Source organism: Isoptericola sp. NPDC057653, from assembly GCF_042799955.1.
Lineage (GTDB): Bacteria > Actinomycetota > Actinomycetes > Actinomycetales > Cellulomonadaceae > Isoptericola.
Genome location: NZ_JBHVHP010000001.1, coordinates 1377786 through 1396986, shown reverse-complemented (window position 1 = coordinate 1396986; position 19201 = coordinate 1377786). Strand labels below are relative to the sequence as shown.

Annotated in this window: 16 protein-coding genes; 5 read left to right on the top strand and 11 right to left on the bottom strand. The window is 75.0% G+C overall.

Annotation, left to right across the window (positions count from 1 at the left end):
* Window positions 1–60 precede the first annotated feature (60 nt).
* Window positions 61–1083, top strand: a complete 1023-nt coding sequence (locus ACFU9A_RS06295) for a hydroxyacid dehydrogenase (RefSeq protein ID WP_430574400.1) — start codon at window positions 61–63, stop codon at window positions 1081–1083.
* A gap of 27 nt (window positions 1084–1110) precedes the next feature.
* On the opposite strand, the gene ACFU9A_RS06290 is transcribed toward ACFU9A_RS06295, so the two are convergent.
* From ACFU9A_RS06290 to ACFU9A_RS06275, 4 genes are read right to left on the bottom strand one after another with little or no spacing between them, the layout of a single operon-like run.
* Window positions 1111–1752, bottom strand: coding sequence for a nucleoside/nucleotide kinase family protein (locus ACFU9A_RS06290; RefSeq protein ID WP_430574399.1), 642 nt, complete (start codon window positions 1750–1752; stop codon window positions 1111–1113).
* Window positions 1749–2723 carry a carbohydrate kinase family protein gene (locus ACFU9A_RS06285; RefSeq protein WP_430574398.1) on the bottom strand — a complete coding sequence of 325 codons (975 nt, stop codon included), beginning with the start codon at window positions 2721–2723 and terminating at the stop codon, window positions 1749–1751. The genes ACFU9A_RS06290 and ACFU9A_RS06285 overlap by 4 nt, the downstream gene beginning before the upstream one ends.
* Before the next feature lie 28 nt (window positions 2724–2751).
* Complete coding sequence (mgrA, locus tag ACFU9A_RS06280; RefSeq protein ID WP_430574397.1) at window positions 2752–3813, bottom strand: L-glyceraldehyde 3-phosphate reductase; 1062 nt, start codon at window positions 3811–3813, stop codon at window positions 2752–2754.
* A gap of 43 nt (window positions 3814–3856) precedes the next feature.
* Complete coding sequence (locus ACFU9A_RS06275) at window positions 3857–6157, bottom strand: LLM class flavin-dependent oxidoreductase (protein ID WP_430574396.1); 2301 nt, start codon at window positions 6155–6157, stop codon at window positions 3857–3859.
* Window positions 6158–6272: 115 nt separating this feature from the next.
* On the opposite strand from ACFU9A_RS06275, the gene ACFU9A_RS06270 reads away from it, so the two are divergent.
* Window positions 6273–6815: a MarR family winged helix-turn-helix transcriptional regulator gene (locus ACFU9A_RS06270; RefSeq protein ID WP_430574395.1), complete on the top strand. Its 543-nt coding sequence runs from the start codon at window positions 6273–6275 to the stop codon at window positions 6813–6815.
* A gap of 88 nt (window positions 6816–6903) precedes the next feature.
* On the opposite strand, the gene ACFU9A_RS06265 is transcribed toward ACFU9A_RS06270, so the two are convergent.
* Genes ACFU9A_RS06265 through ACFU9A_RS06255 form a run of 3 tightly spaced genes read right to left on the bottom strand, consistent with a single transcriptional unit; the run spans window position 6904 to window position 10139 of the window.
* A complete protein-coding gene (locus ACFU9A_RS06265) occupies window positions 6904–8235 on the bottom strand; it encodes an ABC transporter substrate-binding protein (protein WP_430574394.1) in 1332 nt (443 codons plus the stop codon).
* Between the two features lie 52 nt (window positions 8236–8287).
* Window positions 8288–9223, bottom strand: coding sequence for a carbohydrate ABC transporter permease (locus ACFU9A_RS06260; RefSeq protein ID WP_430574393.1), 936 nt, complete (start codon window positions 9221–9223; stop codon window positions 8288–8290).
* The gene (locus ACFU9A_RS06255) at window positions 9216–10139 is read right to left on the bottom strand and encodes a carbohydrate ABC transporter permease (protein WP_430574392.1); all 924 of its coding nucleotides are present in this window, start codon (window positions 10137–10139) and stop codon (window positions 9216–9218) included. The genes ACFU9A_RS06260 and ACFU9A_RS06255 overlap by 8 nt, the downstream gene beginning before the upstream one ends.
* A 175-nt stretch (window positions 10140–10314) precedes the next feature.
* Here ACFU9A_RS06255 and ACFU9A_RS06250 point away from each other — a divergent pair, with 175 nt between their 5' ends.
* Both ACFU9A_RS06250 and ACFU9A_RS06245 read left to right on the top strand, forming a co-directional pair.
* Entirely contained in the window at window positions 10315–12276 is a 1962-nt protein-coding gene (locus ACFU9A_RS06250; RefSeq protein ID WP_430574391.1) for a DUF6807 family protein, read from the top strand.
* 68 nt (window positions 12277–12344) lie between these two features.
* Entirely contained in the window at window positions 12345–13502 is a 1158-nt protein-coding gene (locus tag ACFU9A_RS06245; RefSeq protein WP_430574390.1) for a Gfo/Idh/MocA family protein, read from the top strand.
* A 102-nt stretch (window positions 13503–13604) separates the two neighbouring features.
* Here the strand turns inward: ACFU9A_RS06245 and ACFU9A_RS06240 are convergent, their stop codons facing one another.
* The 3 genes from ACFU9A_RS06240 to ACFU9A_RS06230 all read right to left on the bottom strand — a co-directional run bounded on the left by ACFU9A_RS06240 (window position 13605) and on the right by ACFU9A_RS06230 (window position 17022).
* Window positions 13605–14972 (bottom strand): Gfo/Idh/MocA family protein, encoded by a 1368-nt coding sequence (locus ACFU9A_RS06240; protein WP_430574389.1) that lies wholly within the window; start codon window positions 14970–14972, stop codon window positions 13605–13607.
* A 198-nt stretch (window positions 14973–15170) separates the two neighbouring features.
* The gene (locus ACFU9A_RS06235; RefSeq protein WP_430574388.1) at window positions 15171–16217 is read right to left on the bottom strand and encodes a beta-ketoacyl-ACP synthase III; all 1047 of its coding nucleotides are present in this window, start codon (window positions 16215–16217) and stop codon (window positions 15171–15173) included.
* A gap of 91 nt (window positions 16218–16308) precedes the next feature.
* Window positions 16309–17022 (bottom strand): SprT-like domain-containing protein, encoded by a 714-nt coding sequence (locus tag ACFU9A_RS06230; RefSeq protein ID WP_430574387.1) that lies wholly within the window; start codon window positions 17020–17022, stop codon window positions 16309–16311.
* A 382-nt stretch (window positions 17023–17404) separates the two neighbouring features.
* On the opposite strand from ACFU9A_RS06230, the gene ACFU9A_RS06225 reads away from it, so the two are divergent.
* On the top strand, window positions 17405–18304 hold the full coding sequence (locus ACFU9A_RS06225; RefSeq protein WP_430574386.1) for a glycosyltransferase family 2 protein: 900 nt from the start codon (window positions 17405–17407) through the stop codon (window positions 18302–18304).
* Between the two features lie 61 nt (window positions 18305–18365).
* Here ACFU9A_RS06225 and ACFU9A_RS06220 read toward each other — a convergent pair whose 3' ends face one another.
* Entirely contained in the window at window positions 18366–19070 is a 705-nt protein-coding gene (locus ACFU9A_RS06220) for a FadR/GntR family transcriptional regulator (protein WP_430574385.1), read from the bottom strand.
* Window positions 19071–19201: the final 131 nt, after the last annotated feature.

Here is a 19201-nt window from a genome sequence, read left to right as displayed (position 1 = left end):
GACCCCGGTCGGCCGGGCCCGCGCACAATGACGACCCACGGCCCGCCACGAGGAGAGACCATGCAGCCCGGCAGCACCCCGAGCGTTCCCACGGTGACCCTGGCCATGCAGCCCGGGCTGCCCGACCGGCTGTTCGCCGCCGAGGACCTGGACCGGCTGCGCGCCGTCGCCCGCCTCGAGCCGGGCGTGCTGCACGACCTGACCGACGACGCCGCCCGCGACGTCCTCGCGCGCACGGACGTGCTGCTCACGGGCTGGGGGTGCCCGCCGATCACCCGCGACGCGCTCGGCCACGCGCCGCGGCTGCGCGGCGTCGTGCACGCCGCCGGCTCGGTGCGGCACCACCTGCCGCCCGAGTTCTGGGACGCGGGCCTCCCCGTGAGCACGGCCGCCGGGGTCAACGCCCAGCCGGTCGCGGAGTACACCGTCGCGACGATCCTGCTCGCCAACAAGAGGATCCTGCCCATCGCTGCGCGCTACCGCGCCGACCGGCGTGCGGAGAACTGGAGCGTCGAGGTGCCCGACGCCGGCAACTACCGACGCACGGTCGGCGTCGTCGGGGCGTCGAAGATCGGGCGCCGCGTGCTGGAGCTGCTCGCGCCGTTCGACCTCGACCTCCTCCTCAGCGACCCGTACGCCGACGAGGCCACGGCCGCGGCGCTGGGCGCGCGCCTCGTCGACCTGGACACCCTGGTGGCCACGAGCGACGTCGTGTCCCTGCACGCCCCCGACCTGCCCGAGACCCGTCACCTGATCGACGCCCGGCAGCTGGCGGCGATGCGCCCCGGCGCGACGCTCGTGAACACCGCGCGGGGCGCCCTCGTGGACACCGACGCGCTGACGGAGGCCGTGGTCGCGGGGCGCGTCTACGCCGTCCTCGACGTCACGACGCCCGACGTCCTCCCCGCCGACTCGCCGCTCTACGACCACCCGAACGTGCTGCTCACCCCGCACGTCGCGGGCTCGATCGGGCTGGAGCTGCACCGCATGGGCGCGTTCGCCGTCGACGAGGTGCTGCGCCTCCTGGCCGGCGAGCCGCTCGCCGCCCCCGTCGACCGCGCCCTCCTGGACCGCACGGCCTGACCCTCCGGCACGCTGGGGTGCGGGCGGTCAGGCGGCCCAGCGCACGACGACGTCGGCCGCGGCGCGCGTGGCGGCGACGGCGTCCGCGTTGACCTGGTCGGAGCCGTTCGCCCAGCGGCGCGCGTCGTCGCGGCTCTTGCCGAAGGCGTGGTGGCGCTCCTCGAGCCGGGCGAGGCGCACGGCGTCGGGGACGTCGAGGTACCAGACCTGCGCCATCCGCGCCCGCGCCCACGGCCACGCGCCGGTGGGCGCGAGCAGGTAGTTGCCCTCCGTCACGACCAGCGGCACGTCGGAGGGGACGGCCACGCCGGCCGCGACGGGCTCCTCGATCTCGCGGCGGAAGACGGGCGCGTACACCGGCGGGTCGCCGGGCCGGGCCTCCGCGAGGCGTGCCACCAGCGCGGCGTACCCGGCGTCGTCGAACGTGTCGATCGCGCCCTTGCGGGCGCCGCGGCCGAGGTCCGCGAGCACCGCGTTCGACAGGTGGTAGCCGTCCATCCCGACCTCGACGGCGAGGGCCGGGCCGAGCCCGTCGACGACGGCGCGTGCGAGCGTGGACTTCCCCGCCCCCGGCGGGCCGACGATGCCGAGCACCCGCCGCTCGCCGGGCACCGCCAGCCGCCGGGCGCGCGCGACGAGCTCCGCCGTCGTCGCCGCGGCCGGGGTCACCCGTCGTCCCGCGCGGGCTCCGGGCCGGGTCGGGCCGCCCCTCCGTGCGGCTCCGTCAGCTCGGGAAGGTGCGCGAGCCAGGACCGCGGGCCGACCTTCCGCACGCGCGTGCTCGCCACGCGCACCGCCGTGGCGCAGGCGTCGGGCAGCGACTCCCCGCGGGCGAGGGCCACGGCCAGCGCGCCGTGGAACGCGTCGCCGGCGCCGAGGGTGTCCTGCACGTCCACCTCCGGCACGGGCACGGTGCCCCGCTCCCCGACCTCGACGACACCGTCGTCGGCGCGCCGCGGCCGCGCCCACTCCACCGGGGCCGCGCCGTGGGTGACCACCACGGACCCCGCCCCGAGCAGCAGCGCGCCGTGGGCGGCGTCGGTCGCGCCGGGGGCCAGCTCGGCCGGCACGGTGAAGGCGGCGCTGAGCGCCGCGACGTCCGCCGCGGGCAGCAGCTCCGCGAACACCGGCCGCCACCGGCCGCCGTCCAGCACGACCAGCGGCCGGGGGCGCAGCTCGGCGACGTGCGCCAGCACGGCCCGCGCAATCTCGGGGTGGTGGCCGTCGAGCAGCACGACGTCCGGGCGCGGCAGCCCCGCGATCGCGTCGGGCCGCGGGGCGCGCACCGCGACGAGGGCCGCGTCGGGCGAGACCACGGACCGCTGCCCCGTCGCGTCGTCGACGAGGACCGCCGAGACCGCGAGCGGGAACTCCTCGTCCGGGCCCGCGACGTCGTGCACCTGCACCTCGCGCTCGTCGAGGTCGGCCCGCGCCGCCTGGGCGACGGGCCCGGCGCCCAGGGCGCTCACCAGGACGGCGTGCGCCTCGAGCGCCGCGGCCGTGACCGCGGCGTTGGCCGCGGGCCCGCCGGCCGCGACGTCCTGCCGCACGGCCGTGACCTTCTCGTCCGGGCCCGGGCGGGCCGAGGCCCGGTGCACGACGTCCAGCGTCGTCAGCCCGACGAACCAGCAGACCACCATCCCTGCTCCCCTCTCGGCCGCGGGATCCTCAGCGGCCGGTGCCGTCGACGGCGTGCGGCTCGATCGCGGCGATCTCCTCGTCGGTGAGCGCCGGGGCGCGCAGCGCGGCCACGTTGTCCTCGAGCTGCGCCACCGACGACGCGCCGATCAGCGCCGACGTCACGCGGTCGTCGCGCAGCACCCACGAGAGGGCGAGCTGCGCGAGCGTCTGCCCGCGGCCCTCCGCGACCGCGTTCAGCGCCCGGGCGCGGTCCAGGTACGTGTCGGTGAGGTTCGACGACGACAGGAACGGCGAGTCGCTGCGGGCCGCGCGCGAGCCCTCCGGCGCCGAGCCGCCCAGGTACCGGCCCGTGAGCAGGCCCTGCGACAGCGGCGAGAAGACGATCGTGCCGACGCCGAGGTCCTCGACCACGTCGAGCAGGGACTCGCTCTGCCGGCCGTCGTACGCGTCCTCGCGGTCCGCGATCTCGACGTGCCGGTTGAACATCGAGTAGCTGGGCTGGTGGATGAGCAGCGGCACGCCCAGGTCGGCGAGCACCTGCGCGGCCTCGCGGGTGCGCGACGGCGAGTAGTTCGACACGCCCACGTACGTGGCCTTGCCCTGCTGGACGGCGGACGCGAGCGCGCCCATCGTCTCGGTGAGCGGCGTCGAGGGGTCGGGCCGGTGGTGGTAGAAGACGTCGACGTGGTCCAGGCCCATGCGGGTCAGGGACTGGTCGAGCGACGAGAGCAGGTACTTGCGCGAGCCGTGGTCGCCGTACGGGCCCGGCCACATGTCGTAGCCGGCCTTGGTGGAGATCACGAGCTCGTCGCGGTACGGCGCGAGGTCCTTGGCCAGGTGGCGGCCGAAGTTCTCCTCCGCCGAGCCGTACGGCGGGCCGTAGTTGTTCGCGAGGTCGAAGTGGGTGATACCGAGGTCGAAGGCACGGCGCAGGATGGCGCGCTGCGTGTCGAACGGGTTCACGTCGCCGAAGTTGTGCCACAGGCCCAGCGACAGGGCGGGCAGGTCGAGGCCGGAGCGGCCCGTGCGGCGGTAGGTCATCGACTCGTAGCGGGCGTCGTCGGCCAGGTACCGAGGTGCGAGAGGCATGGCCCCATCCTCGCGCACCCGGCCGACGTCACGCGCGGTGCGATCACTCGGCGGGCGGCACCGGGAAGTTGGCGCGGAACACGTTGTCGGGGTCCCAGTCGCGCTTCACCTCGCGCAGGCGGGCGAGCGTGGGCCCGGGGAAGGCGTCGGTGATCCGCTCGGGCCGGGTGTCGGTGTCGAACGACAGGTACAGCCCGTCGGTGTACGGCGCCATGACGTCGTCCCAGACCGCGTCGAGCCGGCCCTGGTCGGAGGACATCGCCGACAGCAGGAAGTTCTGGTGCCGGTGGGCGTACGCCGTCGCGTCCGCCTCGACGTCGTGCGCGGCGCCGCCGGTCGCGCGGACCTGCAGGAAGTACGCCTCGCCCGACAGGGCCAGTTTCTCGAACGCGCGGGCCGTCGGCCCGTCCAGGTGCGCGACCAGCCCGGACCGGACGGCCGGGTCCCCGCCGCCCTGGTGGTGCTTCTCGCCGGCCTGCACGACGCCCGCGTACGGCAGCAGGTACGCCTGGTGGGCCAGCAGCGGGCCGGCCCCGGCGAGCCGCTCGAGCTGCTCGACGGCGGCGTCCGTGTCGTCGCCCGCCCAGACCGTCATGAGCTGGGCGACCGGGCCCTGGTCGTCGCTGCCGTCGGCGAGGCGGCCGCGGCGGCCCGGGGACAGGATGAGGAAGCTCGTGAGCTCGCGCGGCGCGGACTCGACGACGGCGCCCCAGCGCTCGAGGGTGCCCGCGACGTCGGTCGCGTCGAGCGTCATCTGGGAGAAGACGACGTGGCCCTGGTCGCCGAGGGCCATGGCCTCGATCTCGACCCACGTCACGACGCCCAGGTTGCCGCCCGCGCCGCGCAGGCCCCAGAACAGGTCGGGGTGCTCGTCGGCCGACGCGAGCACCACGCGGCCGTCCGCGGTGACGACCTCGGCCGCGACCACGTGGTCGATCGTCAGCCCGTAGGCGCGGCCCAGGAAGCCGACGCCGCCCGCGGTGGCGAGCCCGCCGACGCCGACCCCGCCGGAGTCGCCGGAGCTGATGGCCCAGCCGCGCGGTGCCAGCTCCTCGGCGACGCGGCCCCACGTGGCTCCGACGCCGACCCGCACCCGCCGGGTGGCCTCGTCGACCACCTCGACCTGGTCGAGCGCGCCGAGGTCGACGACGACGCCGCCGTCGTTGGTCGACCGGCCGCTGATGCCGTGGCCGCCCGACCGCACGCCCAGCGGCACCTGCTGCGACCGCGCGAACCGCACGGCCTCGGCCACCTGCTGCGCGTCCCGCGGCCGCAGCACGAGGCCCGGCGCGCCGGAGCGCAGGTAGTTGTGCCGGACGCCGTCGTACGCGCGATCGCCGGGCTCGACGGCGGTGGCCGCCAGCGCCGCGGGGACGGCGGCGTAGTCGATGCCGGGGCGCCGCAGGGCGATCGCCCGCGCACCGCGCTGGGACGCCGCCGGGGCCGTGCCCGACGACGCGCGCTCCCGCGCCACCAGCTCCCGCACGGCGGGCGCGACCTCCTGCCCGTACACCTGGATGAGGCTCGGGTCGTCGGCCGCGAGGATGACCGTGCCGATGCCGTCCTCGAGCGCGAGGGCGGCCAGCTCGTCGACCCACTGCTCCACGGGGCCCTGGAGGAAGCCGCGCGGCTCGTCGCTGACGGCACCCTGCACGTTGAGCAGGCGCCGGATCTCGGCCGGGTGCCGGCCCGCGGCCTCGGCCGCCTCGTCGATGATCGCGTGACCGCGCTGCAGGTCGCCGTCCTTGAGGTAGGCGAGCGACGGCAGCCAGCCGTCGGCCTTGCGGGCGATGAGGCGCAGCATGCGGGGCTTGAGCGCGCCGAGCCAGATCGGGACGTCGTGGGCGGGCTCGGGCCCGCGCTTGGCGCCGACGACGCGGTGGTGGGCACCCTCGACGCGCAGCGGGCGGCGCTCCTGGCCGTCCCAGATGCCGCGGATGATGTCCAGGGCCTCGTCGAGCGCGTCCACGGACTCCCCCGGCGTGAGGCGCGTGCCGCCCATCGCGACGATCGGGTCCCAGAAGCCGCCGGCCCCGAGGCCGAGGGCCGCCCGCCCGCCGGACAGGAGGTCGAGGGACGCGACGGCGCGCGCGAGCACGGCCGGCGGCCGCAGCGGCAGGTTGAGCACGTTGCCCGCGACGGTCACCCGCTCGGTCTGCGCGGCCACCCACGACAGCAGCGTCCACGTGTCGAGGAACCCGGGCTGGTACGGGTGGTCCTGGAACGTCACCAGGTCGAGCCCGGCCGCCTCGGTGACCTGGGCGAGGCGCACGGGCTGCTGCGGGTCGCGGTTGGTCGGGGTGAGGAACGTGCCGAAGACCAGGTCGTGGCCGTAGTCCGTCATGCGGGGCCTTTCGCGGGGAGGACCGCTCCCGCTCGCGACGGGAGATCGTCTGTCGCACAGACGATATCAGCGGCAACTCTTCTGGCCGACCGCCCATTCCCCGTACGATGGCGAGGTGAGCACCACGACCGACCGGACCCGCCGCCCGCGCGGCACGGCCGACACCGGCGGCCCCGCCGACTCCGCCGCCCCGGTCGACCCGTCCCCGCTGGGCTGGTCCCTCGCCGCGCTGCTGCGGGAGTGGAGCGCCCGGGTCGCGGCCGCGTGCGCCGACGTGCCCCACGGCGGGCGCGGCTACGAGGTGCTCGCCGCCGTCACGCGCGACGCCCCGCCCACGCAGGCGGCGCTGGCCGCCCGGCTCGGCATCGACCGCACCGTGATGACCTACCTGCTCGACGAGCTCGCCGGCTGCGGACTCGTCGAGCGGCAGCCGGACCCGGCCGACCGGCGCGCGCGCCGCATCGTCGTGACGGACCACGGCCGCGCCGTCCTCGCCGACCTGGACGCCCGCGTCCGGACGGCCGAGGACGACCTGCTCGCCGGGCTGGACGCCGCCGAGCGCGACGCCCTGCGCCACCTGCTCGTGCGCGCCGCCACCGGCGCGGCGCCGGGCGACGACCGCTGCGCCGTCGTCGCGCGCGTCGTGGACCCGTCCTGACCACTCGGAGAGCGATCGAGCGTGCTGACGTGATCCTCAGACGGACCGTTCGAGGATCACGTCAGCACGCTCGATTCGGACGGACCGGTCAGCCGCCGATCGCCGCGCCCACGTCCTTGAGGAAGGCGTCGGCGGCCTGGGCGGGCGTCATCCGCTCGAACAGCACCTCGGTGTTGATGCGCGTGATGATGTCCTGCATCTCGTTGGCGCCGTTCGGCGGCACCGGCGGGTTGTCCACGACGTCGTCCTCGAGGTCGGCCATGAAGTCGGCCATCCGCTGGTCGGCGGCGGTGAGGTCGGGGAGGATCGCCTCCCGGACGCTCAGGTTGGCCGGCAGGCCGCGGTCGGTGAGCTGCAGCTTCGCGGCCTCGGGGTCGTTGAGCAGGAAGTCGACCAGCTTGGCCGCCTCCTGGGGATGCTCGCTCTTGGCCGACACGGAGTAGTACATCGCCGGCTTGAAGTACATGCCGGTGCGCTCGCCCTCGGACTCGCCGGGCAGGCGCAGCAGCTCCAGGTCCCGGCCGGAGGCGTCGGACAGCGCCCCGAGCTGGTTGCTCCACCACACGCCCATGGCCCCGGAGTTGGTGCCGAGCAGCGAGCCTTCCGGGCCGGCGTTCTGGTACTCGACCGAGCGTGACGCGTCGGGCTGGCCGCCGTTCGCCATGAGGTCCAGCGACGTCTGGAAGAACTGGGCCACGGTCTCCTTCGAGACGCCGAGCTTGCCGTCCGGCGTGTAGAGCGTCTCGCCCTTCTGCCGCGCGAGGACGGCGAGGCCGGCCTCGTTGAAGCCGTAGTCCTGCGTGCCCCACACGCCCTTGCCGGCGCCCTTCGAGATCTTGCCGGCGACGTCGACGTAGTCCTCCCAGGTCCACGTCGTGTCGTCGGGCATGTCCACGCCCGCGTCGGCGAAGATCTTCGGGTCCGCCACCAGCGCGTACGCGTTCACGCCGGTCGGGATGCCCACCAGGGTGCCGCCCACCTCGCCGGTGGTCAGGATGTCGTCGGAGATCTCGGACGTGTCGATGTCGAGCGCACCGAGGTCGGCGATCACGCCGCGGGAGGCGTAGTCCGACAGGTACCGCTCCTCCTGGGTGATGACGTCGGGGGTGTCGCCGCCGGCCGTGGCGGTGGCGAGCTTGTCCCAGTAGCCGCCCCAGTCGGTGTAGTCCGGCACGACGGTGATGCCGGGGTTCTTCTCCTCGAACAGGTCGAGGATCTCCTGGGTCGTCTTGTGCCGGTCGTCCGACCCCCACCAGGAGAAGCGGATCTCGACGTCGCCGTCCTTCCCGCCGTCCTGGTCGGAGGGCACGATGCCCGAGTCGCCGCCGGAGCAGGCGGTCAGGGCGAGCGCCCCGACCGCCGTGAGGGCGACGAGCGCGGCGCCGCGGCGGCGCGTCGCGCGGGTGGCTGTGACTCGCATGAGGTTCTCCTTCGAACGACGGTGCGGACCGTGCGGTGGGATGAGCGGCGGGCTACTTGATGCCGGTGGTGGCGATGCCCTTGACCAGGTACTTCTGGCCGAAGAGGAAGACGAGGAACACGGGGACCAGCGACACGATCGACATCGCGAACAGGGGCCCCCACGAGCTGTTGCTCGTGGAGTCGACGAACGTGCGCAGCGCGATCGGCACGGTGTACATCTCCGGCTTCGTCAGGAAGATCAGCTGGCTGAAGAAGTCGTTCCAGGTCCAGATGAAGGTGAAGATCGCGGTGGTGGCGAGGGCCGGCAGGGACAGCGGCAGCATGATCCGCAGGAAGATGCGGCCGTGGCCGCACCCGTCGAGCCGGGCCGCCTCGTCGAGGTCCTTCGGGATGCCGCGGAAGAACTGCACCATGAGGAAGATGAAGAACGCGTCCGTGGCCAGCAGCTTCGGCACGATCAGCGGCAGGAACGTGTTGATCCAGGACAGCGACGAGAACAGGATGTACTGCGGCACGATGATCACGTGGATCGGCAGCATGATCGACATGAGCATGACGGCGAACCACAGGTTGCGGCCCCGGAACTTCAGCCGGGCGAAGGCGTAGGCCGCCATCGAGCAGGAGACCAGGTTGCCGAGCACGGAGCCGAGCACGACGAGCGCCGAGTTCAGCAGGTAGTGCCCGAACGGGTGCAGCAGCGCGTTCCAGCCGTCGGTGTAGTTGCTGAAGTCCCACTCGGTCGGGATCAGCCCGGGCTCGCGGAAGATCAGCGAGGTGGGCTTGAAGGAGCTCGCCAGCATCCACAGCAGCGGGTAGAGCATGACGAGGCCGAACGCGATGAGCAGCACGTGGCGGGACACGCGGCGGACGGCGGCCCAGGCGCGCCGCCGCGGCGGACGGCGCTCGGGGTAGGCGGCGGCCACCTCGGCGAGCGAGGGGCGGGCGGGTGCGGGGCGCGACTCGGGGCGCGCGGGAGCGTCAGTCATCGTAGAAGACCCAGAGCTTGGAGGCGAGGAAGTTCACGGCGGTCATGCCCGCCACGACGAGCAGCAGGAACCACGCCATCGCCGACGCGTACCCCATCTGGTACGAGCCGAACCCCTTGTCGTAGAGGTACAGCGTGTAGAAGAGCGTGGAGTCGACCGGGCCGCCGGTGCCGCCGCTGACGATGTACGCCTGCGTGAACGACTGGAACGCCCCGATGAGCTGCAGCACCAGGTTGAAGAAGATGATCGGCGTGAGCAGCGGCAGCGTGATGCTGCGGAACCTCCGCCACCGGCCGGCGCCGTCGATCGACGCGGCCTCGTAGTACATGGCGGGCACCTGCCGCAGCCCGGCCAGGAAGATGACCATGGGCGCGCCGAACGTCCAGACGTTGAGCACCATGAGGGTGCCGAGGGCGTAGTCCGGGTGCGACACCCAGCCCACGCCCTCGATGCCGACGAACGCGAGCAGCTGGTTGACCAGGCCGTCGGCCCCGAACACCTGCCGCCACAGGATGGCGATGGCGACGCTGCCCCCGAGCAGGGAGGGCAGGTAGTAGATCGACCGGTAGAACGCCAGGCCGCGCAGGCCCTTGTCGAGCACGACGGCGAGCGCGAGCGCGGCGGCGAGCTGCAGGGGCACCGAGACGAGCACGTAGGTGAAGGTCACCTTGAGCGCCTGGAAGAACCGCGGGTCGTCGAACATCCGCGTGTAGTTCTCGAGCCCGATCCAGCCGGGGGCCTCGAGCAGGCTGTAGTCCGTGAAGGACAGGTACAGCGACGCGAGCAGCGGGAACGCGGTGATGAGGACCACCCCGGCGAACCACGGCGCGAGGAAGACCGCGGCGGCCCGGCCGTCGCCCCTGCGTCGCTCCTTGGCCGCGCCGCGTGTGCGGGCCACCTCCTGGATCACCGCCATCGCGGCACCTCGCCGTGCGGCGTGCTGGTGGGCGTCATCGCCGGCCTCCCGATCTCCCTCGATCCGCGGTGCCCGGGCCACGTCGCCCGGAAACCGGTTGCTTCCCGGGAAGGTATCACGAGAGCAACCGGTTTCCAATGGTGTACGGTCGGCTCGTGAGCCCGAGGAGGCATCGATGCCTGACGTGAACCTGCGGCGACCGACGGTGACCATCGCCGACGTCGCCACCGCCGCCGGCGTCTCGCGCGCCACCGTCTCCCGCGTGATGAACGGCCGCAGCACGGTCGACCCCGCGATCGCCGCCCGCGTGCAGGAGGCGGCGATCGACCTGAACTACCGCCCCAGCAACGTGGCGCGCAGCCTGTCGCTGGGCCGCACCACGACCGTCGCGCTCGTCGTGCCGGACCTGGGCAACCCCGTGTTCCAGCAGATCCTCCGCGGCGTCACCTCCGCCGCGGCCGAGGACGGCTACCGGGTGCTCGTGGCCGACGCCGCCGAGGACCCGTCCGAGGAGGCCGCCATCGCGCGGGAGGCACGGATGCGCTGCGACGCGCTCATCCTCGTCGCCCCGCGCATGCCCGGCGCCGCCCTGGACGCGCTGCTGCCGCTGGTGACCCCCGCCGCCGTGATCAACCGCGAGGTCGACCACGCGGGCACGCCGAGCCTCGTCATCGACTACGCCGAGGCCACCGTGCAGGTCGTCGAGCACCTGGTCGGCCTCGGCCACCGGCGCCTCGCCTACCTGGCCGGGCCCCGCGCCGCGGCCACGGACGCCGCAAGGCGCGCCGGGCTCGCCACCGCGCGCGAGCGGCACGCGGACCTGGAGGTGGTCGAGCTCGCCGTCGGGGCCGACCTCGCCTCGGGGCACGCCGCCGCGGGCCCGGTGCTCGCGAGCCGCGCCACCGCCGTCGTCGCCTACAACGACCTCGTCGCGTTCGGCCTCCTGGCCGCGCTCAACGAGGCCGGCGTGGCCGTGCCCGGCGACATCTCCGTGGCCGGGTACGACGACATCGACCTCGCCCGGTACGCGACGCCCGCCCTCACCACCGTGTCCGTGCCGCAGGCCGAGCTGGGCCGCCAGGCCTGGCGCGAGCTGCACGCCGTCATCGACGACGACGCCCACGCGGCGTCCACCACCCGCTTCACCGCCCGCCTCGAGGCCCGCTCCAGCACCGGCCCGGTGCCCCGCCGGCTCACGCGCACGGTCGTGACCGAGCCCGCGCCCGTCGCGGCGCCCGACGCCGAGGTCGTCGACCCGGGGCCCGTGTGGTCCGTCGAGACGCGCGAGGTGGTGCTGCGGCACACGCGCGACCGCGTCCCGCTGGCGCGGTACGTGGACGGCGAGCGGCTGCCCGCCATCCACTCCCCGCGCCCGTTCCTGCACCCGGTGCACTCGCTCGCGGGCGTGCCCCTCACCGAGTCGGAGCCGGTCGACCACCGGCACCACTACGGCGTGAGCGTCGCCGTGCCCGACGTCAACGGCACCAGCTTCTGGGGCGGTCGCACGTTCGTCGCCGACGTCGGCCCGACCCTGCTGCCCAACCACGGCCGGCAGGTCACGACGCGCGCGGAGGTCGACCCGCTGGCCCCGCACGTGCTGCTCGACTCCGTGCGCTGGGACGACGAGCACGGCGAGCCCCTGCTCGACGAGCAGCGCCGGCTCGGAGCGCGCCTGCTGGGCGACGACGGCTGGGCGCTCGAGTGGCGCTCCACCCTGCACGCCTCGCACGGCCCGCTGGAGATCCGCTCCCCCGCCACGAACGGGCGGCCCGGCGCGGGGTACGGCGGCGTCTTCTGGCGCGCGCCGATCGCGCAGCGCACCGTCGTGCTGTCCGAGGGCGGCGAGGGCGAGGAGCACGCGCACGGCAGCGCGTCGCCGTGGGTCGCGTTCGTGCAGCAGCACCACGACCCGTACGCCGAGGACCGCTCGACGACGCTGCTGATCGCGCAGACCTCGCCGCCGCGGCACTGGTTCCTGCGCGCCGCCGAGTACCCGGGCGCGGGGCCCGCGCTGGCCTGGGACACCCCGCTGCGGGTGCCCGCGGGCGGCACCGTCGAGACCGGGATCGTGGCCGCCCTCGTGGACCGCGCGCTCGAGCTCGACGAGGCGACCGCCCTCGCCGCCACGCTGCGCTGACGCACCGCGGCAACCACGCCCCGCCGGTCCCCGGCCGGGCCACGACGACACCCCAGGACTGGTGGACGATGACGTACCCGACCTCCGACGGCCTCGTCCCGCAGATCGCGGTGGTCGGGCTGCACGGCCACGGCGCCTCGCACGTGCGCCGCGTGCTCGAGCTGCAGCGCGCCGGCGGGGCGCGGCTCGCCGCCGTCGTCGACCCGCGCGAGCCCGGCCCGGGGCACGAGGCGCACGACGCCGGCGCGCCCTGGTTCCCGACGTTCGGCGACCTGCTGTCCACGCCGTCGGTCCGCGTGGACGTGGTGGTGCTGAGCACGCCCATCCCGACGCACCTGCCGCTGGCCCGGGCCGCCATGGAGGCGGGCATCGACGTGCTGCTGGAGAAGCCGACGGCGGCGTCGCTCGCCGAGCACACCGAGCTCGTCGCCGTGACCGAGCGCACGGGCCGCCGCTGCCAGGTGGGGTTCCAGACGTTCGGCTCGCACGCGCTGTCCGCCGCGGCGGGCGTCCTCGCGCGCGGCGAGATCGGTGACGTCGTCGGCCTCGGCGCCGTCGGCACGTGGGTGCGCACGGTGTCGTACTGGCGCCGCGCCGCCTGGGCCGGGCGGCGTCGGCTGGACGGGCGGGACGTCGTCGACGGCGTCGTGACCAACCCCCTGGCCCACGCCGTCGCGACCGCGCTGCGCCTGGGCGGGGCGACGACCGCGCGGGACGTCACCTGGGTGGACACCGACCTGTACCGCGCCAACCCGATCGAGGCCGACGACACGTCGTCGGTCCGCGTGCAGGACGCGCACGGGCGGCGCTACGGCTTCGGGCTCACGCTCTGCGCGCCCGAGCGCTCCCCCGCGCGCGTGGTCGTGCACGGCACCCGCGGCGACCTCGCGCTCGAGTACGAGCACGACCGCCTCCTGCTGCGCACCGACGCCGCCCAGATGGACAAGACGTACGGGCGCACGTCCCTGCTCGACGACCTCCTGGCCGCCCGCGCCGACGAGTCCCGCGCGCTGCTGTGCGACGTCCGCGACACCGGCGCGTTCATGCGCGTCCTCGAGGCCGTCCGCACGAGCGCCGACCCCACCCCGATCGCCGCCGAGCACGTCCTGTGGCGCGGCGAGGGCGCCGACCGCCGGCCCGTGGTGGCCGACGTCGAGCGCTGGTGCGCCGAGGTGGCGCGCACCCAGCGCACGTTCGCCGAGCTCGGCGCCCCCTGGGCCTCCTGACCCACCCGCGCCGAGATCGAGGCCTCCGGGGCGAGGTCGACCTTCGGTAGGTCGACCCCGCGACGGAGACCTCGATCTCGGCGGGCCTACAGCCCGATGGGCCTACAGATCGATGCCGAGGCGCAGGTCGTCGAGGCGCACGGGGTCGCCCGTGGCGAGCGAGCGGTTGCCGGCGTAGCCGATGCCGGACGCGCGGAGCCCGTCGCGGAAGCCTGCGGCGCGGCCCAGCGGGTCGGCCTCGACGCGGCCGCGGAAGACGTCGGAGAGCAGCAGCGCGTCGCCGCCGCCGTGGCCGCCCGCGCCGACGGCGACGATGGGCCGCTCCTCGGCGCGCTCCCAGTGCTTCTGCACGACGAGCCGCTCGCCCTCGGGACGCACGGTGTCCTTGCCGAAGGTGGCGGTGAAGCTCGGGTCCACGGTCGCCTTGCCGTCGGCGCCGAAGACGACGGAACCGCGCTCGACCACCTCGAGCTCCGCGCGCCCGCGCGACCCGTTGACCACGACGCGGTACCCCTCCCAGGGGGCGCTGGCGGTGAGCGAGTAGGTGAGCACCGGGCCGCCGGCGTACTCGACGACGAGGCCCAGCGTGTCCTCGGTCGTGATGCCCGGGTCGAAGACGCCGCGGTCGCGGCGGTAGCCGTCGACGGCCTGCGCCTCGGGGCCGTACAGCTCGGCGAGGTACGGGTCGGCGGAGACGTCGATGCGCCACGGGTCCACGCCCTGCTCGGCCAGGGCCCGCTCCCCCGCCGTCGGCTCGTCGCCGACCGCGTGCGCGGCGTCGTCGCCGTAGAACCGGCGACCGCCGCTGGCGAACACCCGCTGCGGCACGGCGTCGATCCACCAGTTGACGAGGTCGAAGTGGTGGCTGGACTTGTGCACCAGCAGGCCGCCGTTGTTGACCTTCTCGCGGTGCCAGCGGCGGAAGTAGTCGGCGCCGTGCACGGTGTCGAGGGCCCAGTCGAAGTGGACGCTCAGCACCTGCCCGATCTCGCCGGACGCGATGACCTCGCGCAGCGCGGAGTTCCGGGGGGAGTAGCGGTAGTTGAACGTCATCGTGAGGTCGCGGCCCGTCTCGGCGACGGCGTCGGCGATCTGGCGCGCCTCGTCCTCGGTGGCCGCGATCGGCTTCTCGACGACGACGTCGACGCCGGCCCGCAGGGCGCGGGAGACCAGGTCGGCGTGCGTCCGGTCGACGGAGGTGACGATGAGCCGGTCCACCCGCTGCTCGTCGAGCGCCTTCTCGAGGTCGTCCGGGTGGTAGAGGGGTCGCTCGCCGCCGACGGCGGTCGCGACCTTCGCCTCGTGCACCGCGGCGCGCACCGGGTTGGGCTCGACCCACGCGACGATCTCGCCGTCGTCGGCGTGGTCCCCGATCAGCGCGTTCACGTACATGCCGGCGCGGTGCCCGGTGCCGGCGACGGCGTACCGCCGACGGTCCTGACCGGTCGGGGCGGCGGGGGCGGAGGGCATCATCGATCTCCTTGCAGTCGCCGGGGCGACGTCGGGTAAGCGGTTTCCTGCGCAGCCTACCGGAGCACCGTCGCCCGCCACACCCCCGGCGAGCACGCGATCGAGCGTGCTGACATGTTCCTCGACGGGGCCGTTCGAGGAGCAAGCCAGCACGCTCGTTGCGATGTCGGGGCGTGACGGGGGACGGGGCGGAGCGGCCTACTTCGAGGGCGTGATGACGACCTGGCCGGCCCAGGTGAAGCCGCCGCCGAAGCCGAAGAGGAGCGCGGGGGTGCCGGCGGGGATCTTGCCCGCGTGCCACCACTTGGACAGGCCCAGCGGGATCGAGGCGGCGGACGTGTTGCCCGACTCGGTGATGTCCGCGACGACCACGCGGTCCTCGAGGCCCAGCGCCTTGGCGAGCGGCTCGATGATGCGCAGGTTGGCCTGGTGGGCCACCAGGACGCCGATGTCGTCGAGCGTGAGGCCGGACGCGTCGACCACCCGGCGGGCGCGGTCGGCGGCGCGGGTGATGGCCCACTTGAAGACGGCGCGGCCGTCCTGGGCGAACTTCTCGGTGGGCACCTCGATGCGCACGGCGGGCGTGAGCTCGGGCTCGGAGCCCCACACGACCGGCCCGACGGCCGGGGTGTCCGCGGCCTGCAGCACGACGGCGCCCGCGCCGTCGGCCGTGAGGATGCAGGTGCTGCGGTCGGTCCAGTCGGTCACGGACGTGAGCTTCTCCGCCCCGACGACGACGGCCGTGCGCGCGGACCCGCCGCGGATGGCCTGGTCGGCGAGGCCGACGGCGTACGCGAACCCGGAGCAGGCCGTGTTCACGTCGATGACGCCGGGGCCGACGACGTTGCGCAGGTCGGGCTCGTCCTCGCCCTCGGGCGTGCTGGCGCCGGGCTGCACGCCCGTGCGCAGCGCGTAGGCGACGCGGCCCGCGGTGTTGGGCGAGCGGTCCACCGCGGTGGTGGTCGCGACGATCACGAGGTCGACGTCCGTGCCGGCGACGCCCGCGTCCTCCAGCGCGTGCCGGGCGGCGGCGGTGGCCATGTCGGCGACGGTGACGTCGTCGGCCGCGACGTGCCTGGTGACGATGCCGGTGCGCGAGCGGATCCACTCGTCGTTGGTCTCGACGAGCTGCGCGATGTCGTCGTTGGTCATGACCTTCTCGGGCTGGTGGTGCCCGAGACCGACGATGCGGGATCCTGCGGCGCCCGTCGGCAGCGTCAGGGCGGGTGCGGTGGACTCACTCATGGGAGCGATCATCCCACCAGCCCGTGGGGCGCCCGCCACCCGCCCGGCCTCCGGACCGGGGCCCGCCGGTCCCTCTCGGGACGGCGGACGGTCAGGGTCGCTCGGCCAGCCCGAACGGCACCGTGAGCACCACGCGGCCGACCTGCAGGTGGAACCGCGTGCGGCCGCGCTTGACCAGCGCGCCCACCACGCCGTCGTACCGCCCCGGGGCGACCACGCGCAGCTCCTCCCCCATGCGCACGGTCGCGGGGTCGACCCCCGGCCGGGGGTCCGTCGCGCCCGCCCCGGACGCGCCGGGAGCGACGGGAGGCGACCCCTCGCCGTCCGACGGCGCGGGCGCGCCGAGCCCCGGGACCGGGCGACCGCGGTAGGTCCACGACAGCACGTACCGCCGGTCGAAGACGGGCGAGCAGAGGCCGCACGCCTGGGGGCGCTGGGGCCGGCGGAAGCGGGTCACGCGGTGCCCGGCGGGGCACCGGCCCACCCAGTCGCCCTCGACCTCGGGGCTCCCGTCGCGCACGAGCCGGCGCCCCGAGGAGCCGATCCGCCGCGCCGTGGCCCGCCAGGCGGCGTCGTGCCCGTGCCGCGCGCCGACCAGCGCGTGCGCGATCTCGTGCAGCACCACCTCGCGCACGTCGGCCTCGTCGTACAGCGCGGTGAGCGGGCCCGACACGCTGATCTCACGGACGTCGTGCCGGCACTGCCCGGCGCGGCGCCGCGCCCGGTCGAACCGGAACGACCAGCCGGACAGGCCGTGCTCCGTCATCAGCCCGCGCGCCAGGCGCGCCGCCGCCTCCCGCTCCACTCCGCACCCTCCGTCCCCGTGACCGCCGTCGCCGACCGCCGTCGACGATCGAACGGCCCGTCGTCTGCCGTCCCGCATGCGTCGAGAGCGGCGCACAGAGCATCGCACCTCGAGTCGCCCCGGCGTCGGTCAGTCGCGGGCGGGTGGTGGCGACGGGAGCACCCGTGCCACCGCTGGAGACCGAGGCACGCGAGGAGCGCGACTGGGCCAGGGGGATCGTCACCACCGTGGTCCGGAAGAGCAGGAGCATGATCCACGCGCCGACACCGGTCAACCGCATACGCTGGTGTGATGCAGGGTGCTGGGAACGGCCTCGACACCTGGGCGCCGCCTGCCGCGGCGCCCGCGACCTCCTGGCCGCCGAGCTGGCGCGCCTCGTCGCGTGCGCGGTAGCGCGGCGGACGCCGACGACCGGCGCGGGGCGTCCTGCGTCAGCGTGGTCGTCACCTCCCACGACCAGGGCGAGCTCGTCGCCGAGGCCGTGGCCTCCGCGCAGCGGCAGACGACGGCGCCCGAGACGATCATCGTGGTCGACGACGGATCGAGCGACGCCGCGTCGCTCGACGTCGTGGACCGGCTCTCGAGGACCGGCGGCGTGGTGGTGCACCGGCAGGCCAACGCGGGGGTCAGCGCCGCGCGCAACGCCGGCTTCGCTCTCGCCACCACCCCGCTGGTGGCCGTGCTGGACGGGGACGACCGCTTCGAGCCCACCTATCTCGAGCGCACGACCGCAGTGCTCGACGCCCGCCCGGACGTCCTCGCCGCGTCGTCCTGGCTGCGCGCGCACGGCGTCCTCGACGCCGTGGTGCGCCCCGGCGGCGGGGTCGCCGCCGACTTCCTGCACCGCAACGCGTGCCCCGCCGAGGCGGTGGTCCGCAAGGACGCGTGGGAGCGCTGCGGCGGCTACGACGAGGCGATGCGGCACGGGTTCGAGGACTGGGACTTCTTCCTCGGCCTGCTCGGCCACGGCGGGCGGGTCGAGATCGTGCCGGAGCCCCTGATCCTCTACCGCACCACCCCGGTCTCGTCGAACGTCCGCTCGATGGACCGCCGCATCGAGCTCTACGGCCGGATCGTCGACAAGCACCGGCCGCTGTTCGAGGCGCACCTGCGCGAGACGCTCCTCGCCCTCGAGCTGCGCTCCACCGAGTGGCAGGCCCGATGGGAGGACGCGGTCGCCGCCGACCCGGACGCCCCGCTCCCCGACCCGACCTTCGGCGACGGCGGGATGGCGTCCGCCGTCCGGGTGCGATCACGACGCAGCGCGCCGCCACCCCGGTGAGAAGGCGACGAGCCGCGCTCCGAGCCGACGGGCCCTGCAGGCGGCCGGCGGCGGGGCGAGGTCAGACGCCGGCCTCGCGGGAGAAGCCCTCGATGTGCGCCTTCACGGCGGCGGAGGCGGCCACGCCGTCGCCCGCCGCGACGGCGTCGAGCACGGCGCGGTGCTCGGTGCGCAGCCGGGCGGCGGTGCGCGGCCAGGACGGCAGGCGCTCGATGCCGACCGCGACGTAGCCGCCGATCGCGCCGCGCAGCCCGGTCATCACGGCCTCGACGAGCACGTTGCCCGCGAGGCGCACGAACTCGAGGTGGAAGGCCTGGTCGAGCTCGAGGAACTCGGCGGCGGGGACGTCGTCGTCCTCCATCCGCGCCAGGAGCCGGCGCGCCTCCTCCAGATGGGCGGCGGCGCCGGGCGCGTGGTCGATCACCCGCTCCGCGGCCTGCGCCACGGCCCACGACTCGAGCAGCACGCGCGTGGCCACGACGTCCCGCACCGGCAGCGTGCCGGTGGCCACGTGCAGGCGGACGGCGGCGCCCAGGCCGGCCGCGGGGCGGTCGATGACGACGGCGCCGGCGTTCGGCCCGGAGCCGACCCCGGGCCGGACGATGCCGAGCGCGTCGAGGACCCGGATCGCCTCGCGCACGGACGGCCGGGAGACGCCGAGGTCCTCGGCGAGCGCCCGCTCGCCGGGCAGCCGCTCGCCGAGGCCCCAGCGGCCGGCGGCGATGCCTTCCTCGAGGTAGGCGAGGACTCGTTCGTGGGTGCGCACGGGCTCAGCGTAACGACCCCCGACGCAATGGTCAGACCACATCGGCTACAGTGGCCGCTCGGCGCCGGCCTCCGTGCGTCGTCGCACCGCCCGGGCCATGCTGACCATGCAGGCCGTTCGCCGGACCGACC

Excerpts from the sequence above, each read along its gene's own strand:
- ACFU9A_RS06285 (WP_430574398.1), bottom strand. The coding sequence starts at position 2,723 with ATGGTGGTCTGCTGGTTCGTCGGGCTGACGACGCTGGACGTCGTGCAC.
- ACFU9A_RS06245 (WP_430574390.1), top strand. The coding sequence starts at position 12,345 with ATGACGTACCCGACCTCCGACGGCCTCGTCCCGCAGATCGCGGTGGTC.
- ACFU9A_RS06240 (WP_430574389.1), bottom strand. The coding sequence starts at position 14,972 with ATGCCCTCCGCCCCCGCCGCCCCGACCGGTCAGGACCGTCGGCGGTAC.
- ACFU9A_RS06275 (WP_430574396.1), bottom strand. The coding sequence starts at position 6,157 with ATGACGGACTACGGCCACGACCTGGTCTTCGGCACGTTCCTCACCCCG.
- ACFU9A_RS06295 (WP_430574400.1), top strand. The coding sequence starts at position 61 with ATGCAGCCCGGCAGCACCCCGAGCGTTCCCACGGTGACCCTGGCCATG.
- ACFU9A_RS06255 (WP_430574392.1), bottom strand. The coding sequence starts at position 10,139 with ATGGCGGTGATCCAGGAGGTGGCCCGCACACGCGGCGCGGCCAAGGAG.
- ACFU9A_RS06265 (WP_430574394.1), bottom strand. The coding sequence starts at position 8,235 with ATGCGAGTCACAGCCACCCGCGCGACGCGCCGCCGCGGCGCCGCGCTC.
- ACFU9A_RS06250 (WP_430574391.1), top strand. The coding sequence starts at position 10,315 with ATGCCTGACGTGAACCTGCGGCGACCGACGGTGACCATCGCCGACGTC.
- mgrA (WP_430574397.1), bottom strand. The coding sequence starts at position 3,813 with ATGCCTCTCGCACCTCGGTACCTGGCCGACGACGCCCGCTACGAGTCG.
- ACFU9A_RS06235 (WP_430574388.1), bottom strand. The coding sequence starts at position 16,217 with ATGAGTGAGTCCACCGCACCCGCCCTGACGCTGCCGACGGGCGCCGCA.
- ACFU9A_RS06260 (WP_430574393.1), bottom strand. The coding sequence starts at position 9,223 with ATGACTGACGCTCCCGCGCGCCCCGAGTCGCGCCCCGCACCCGCCCGC.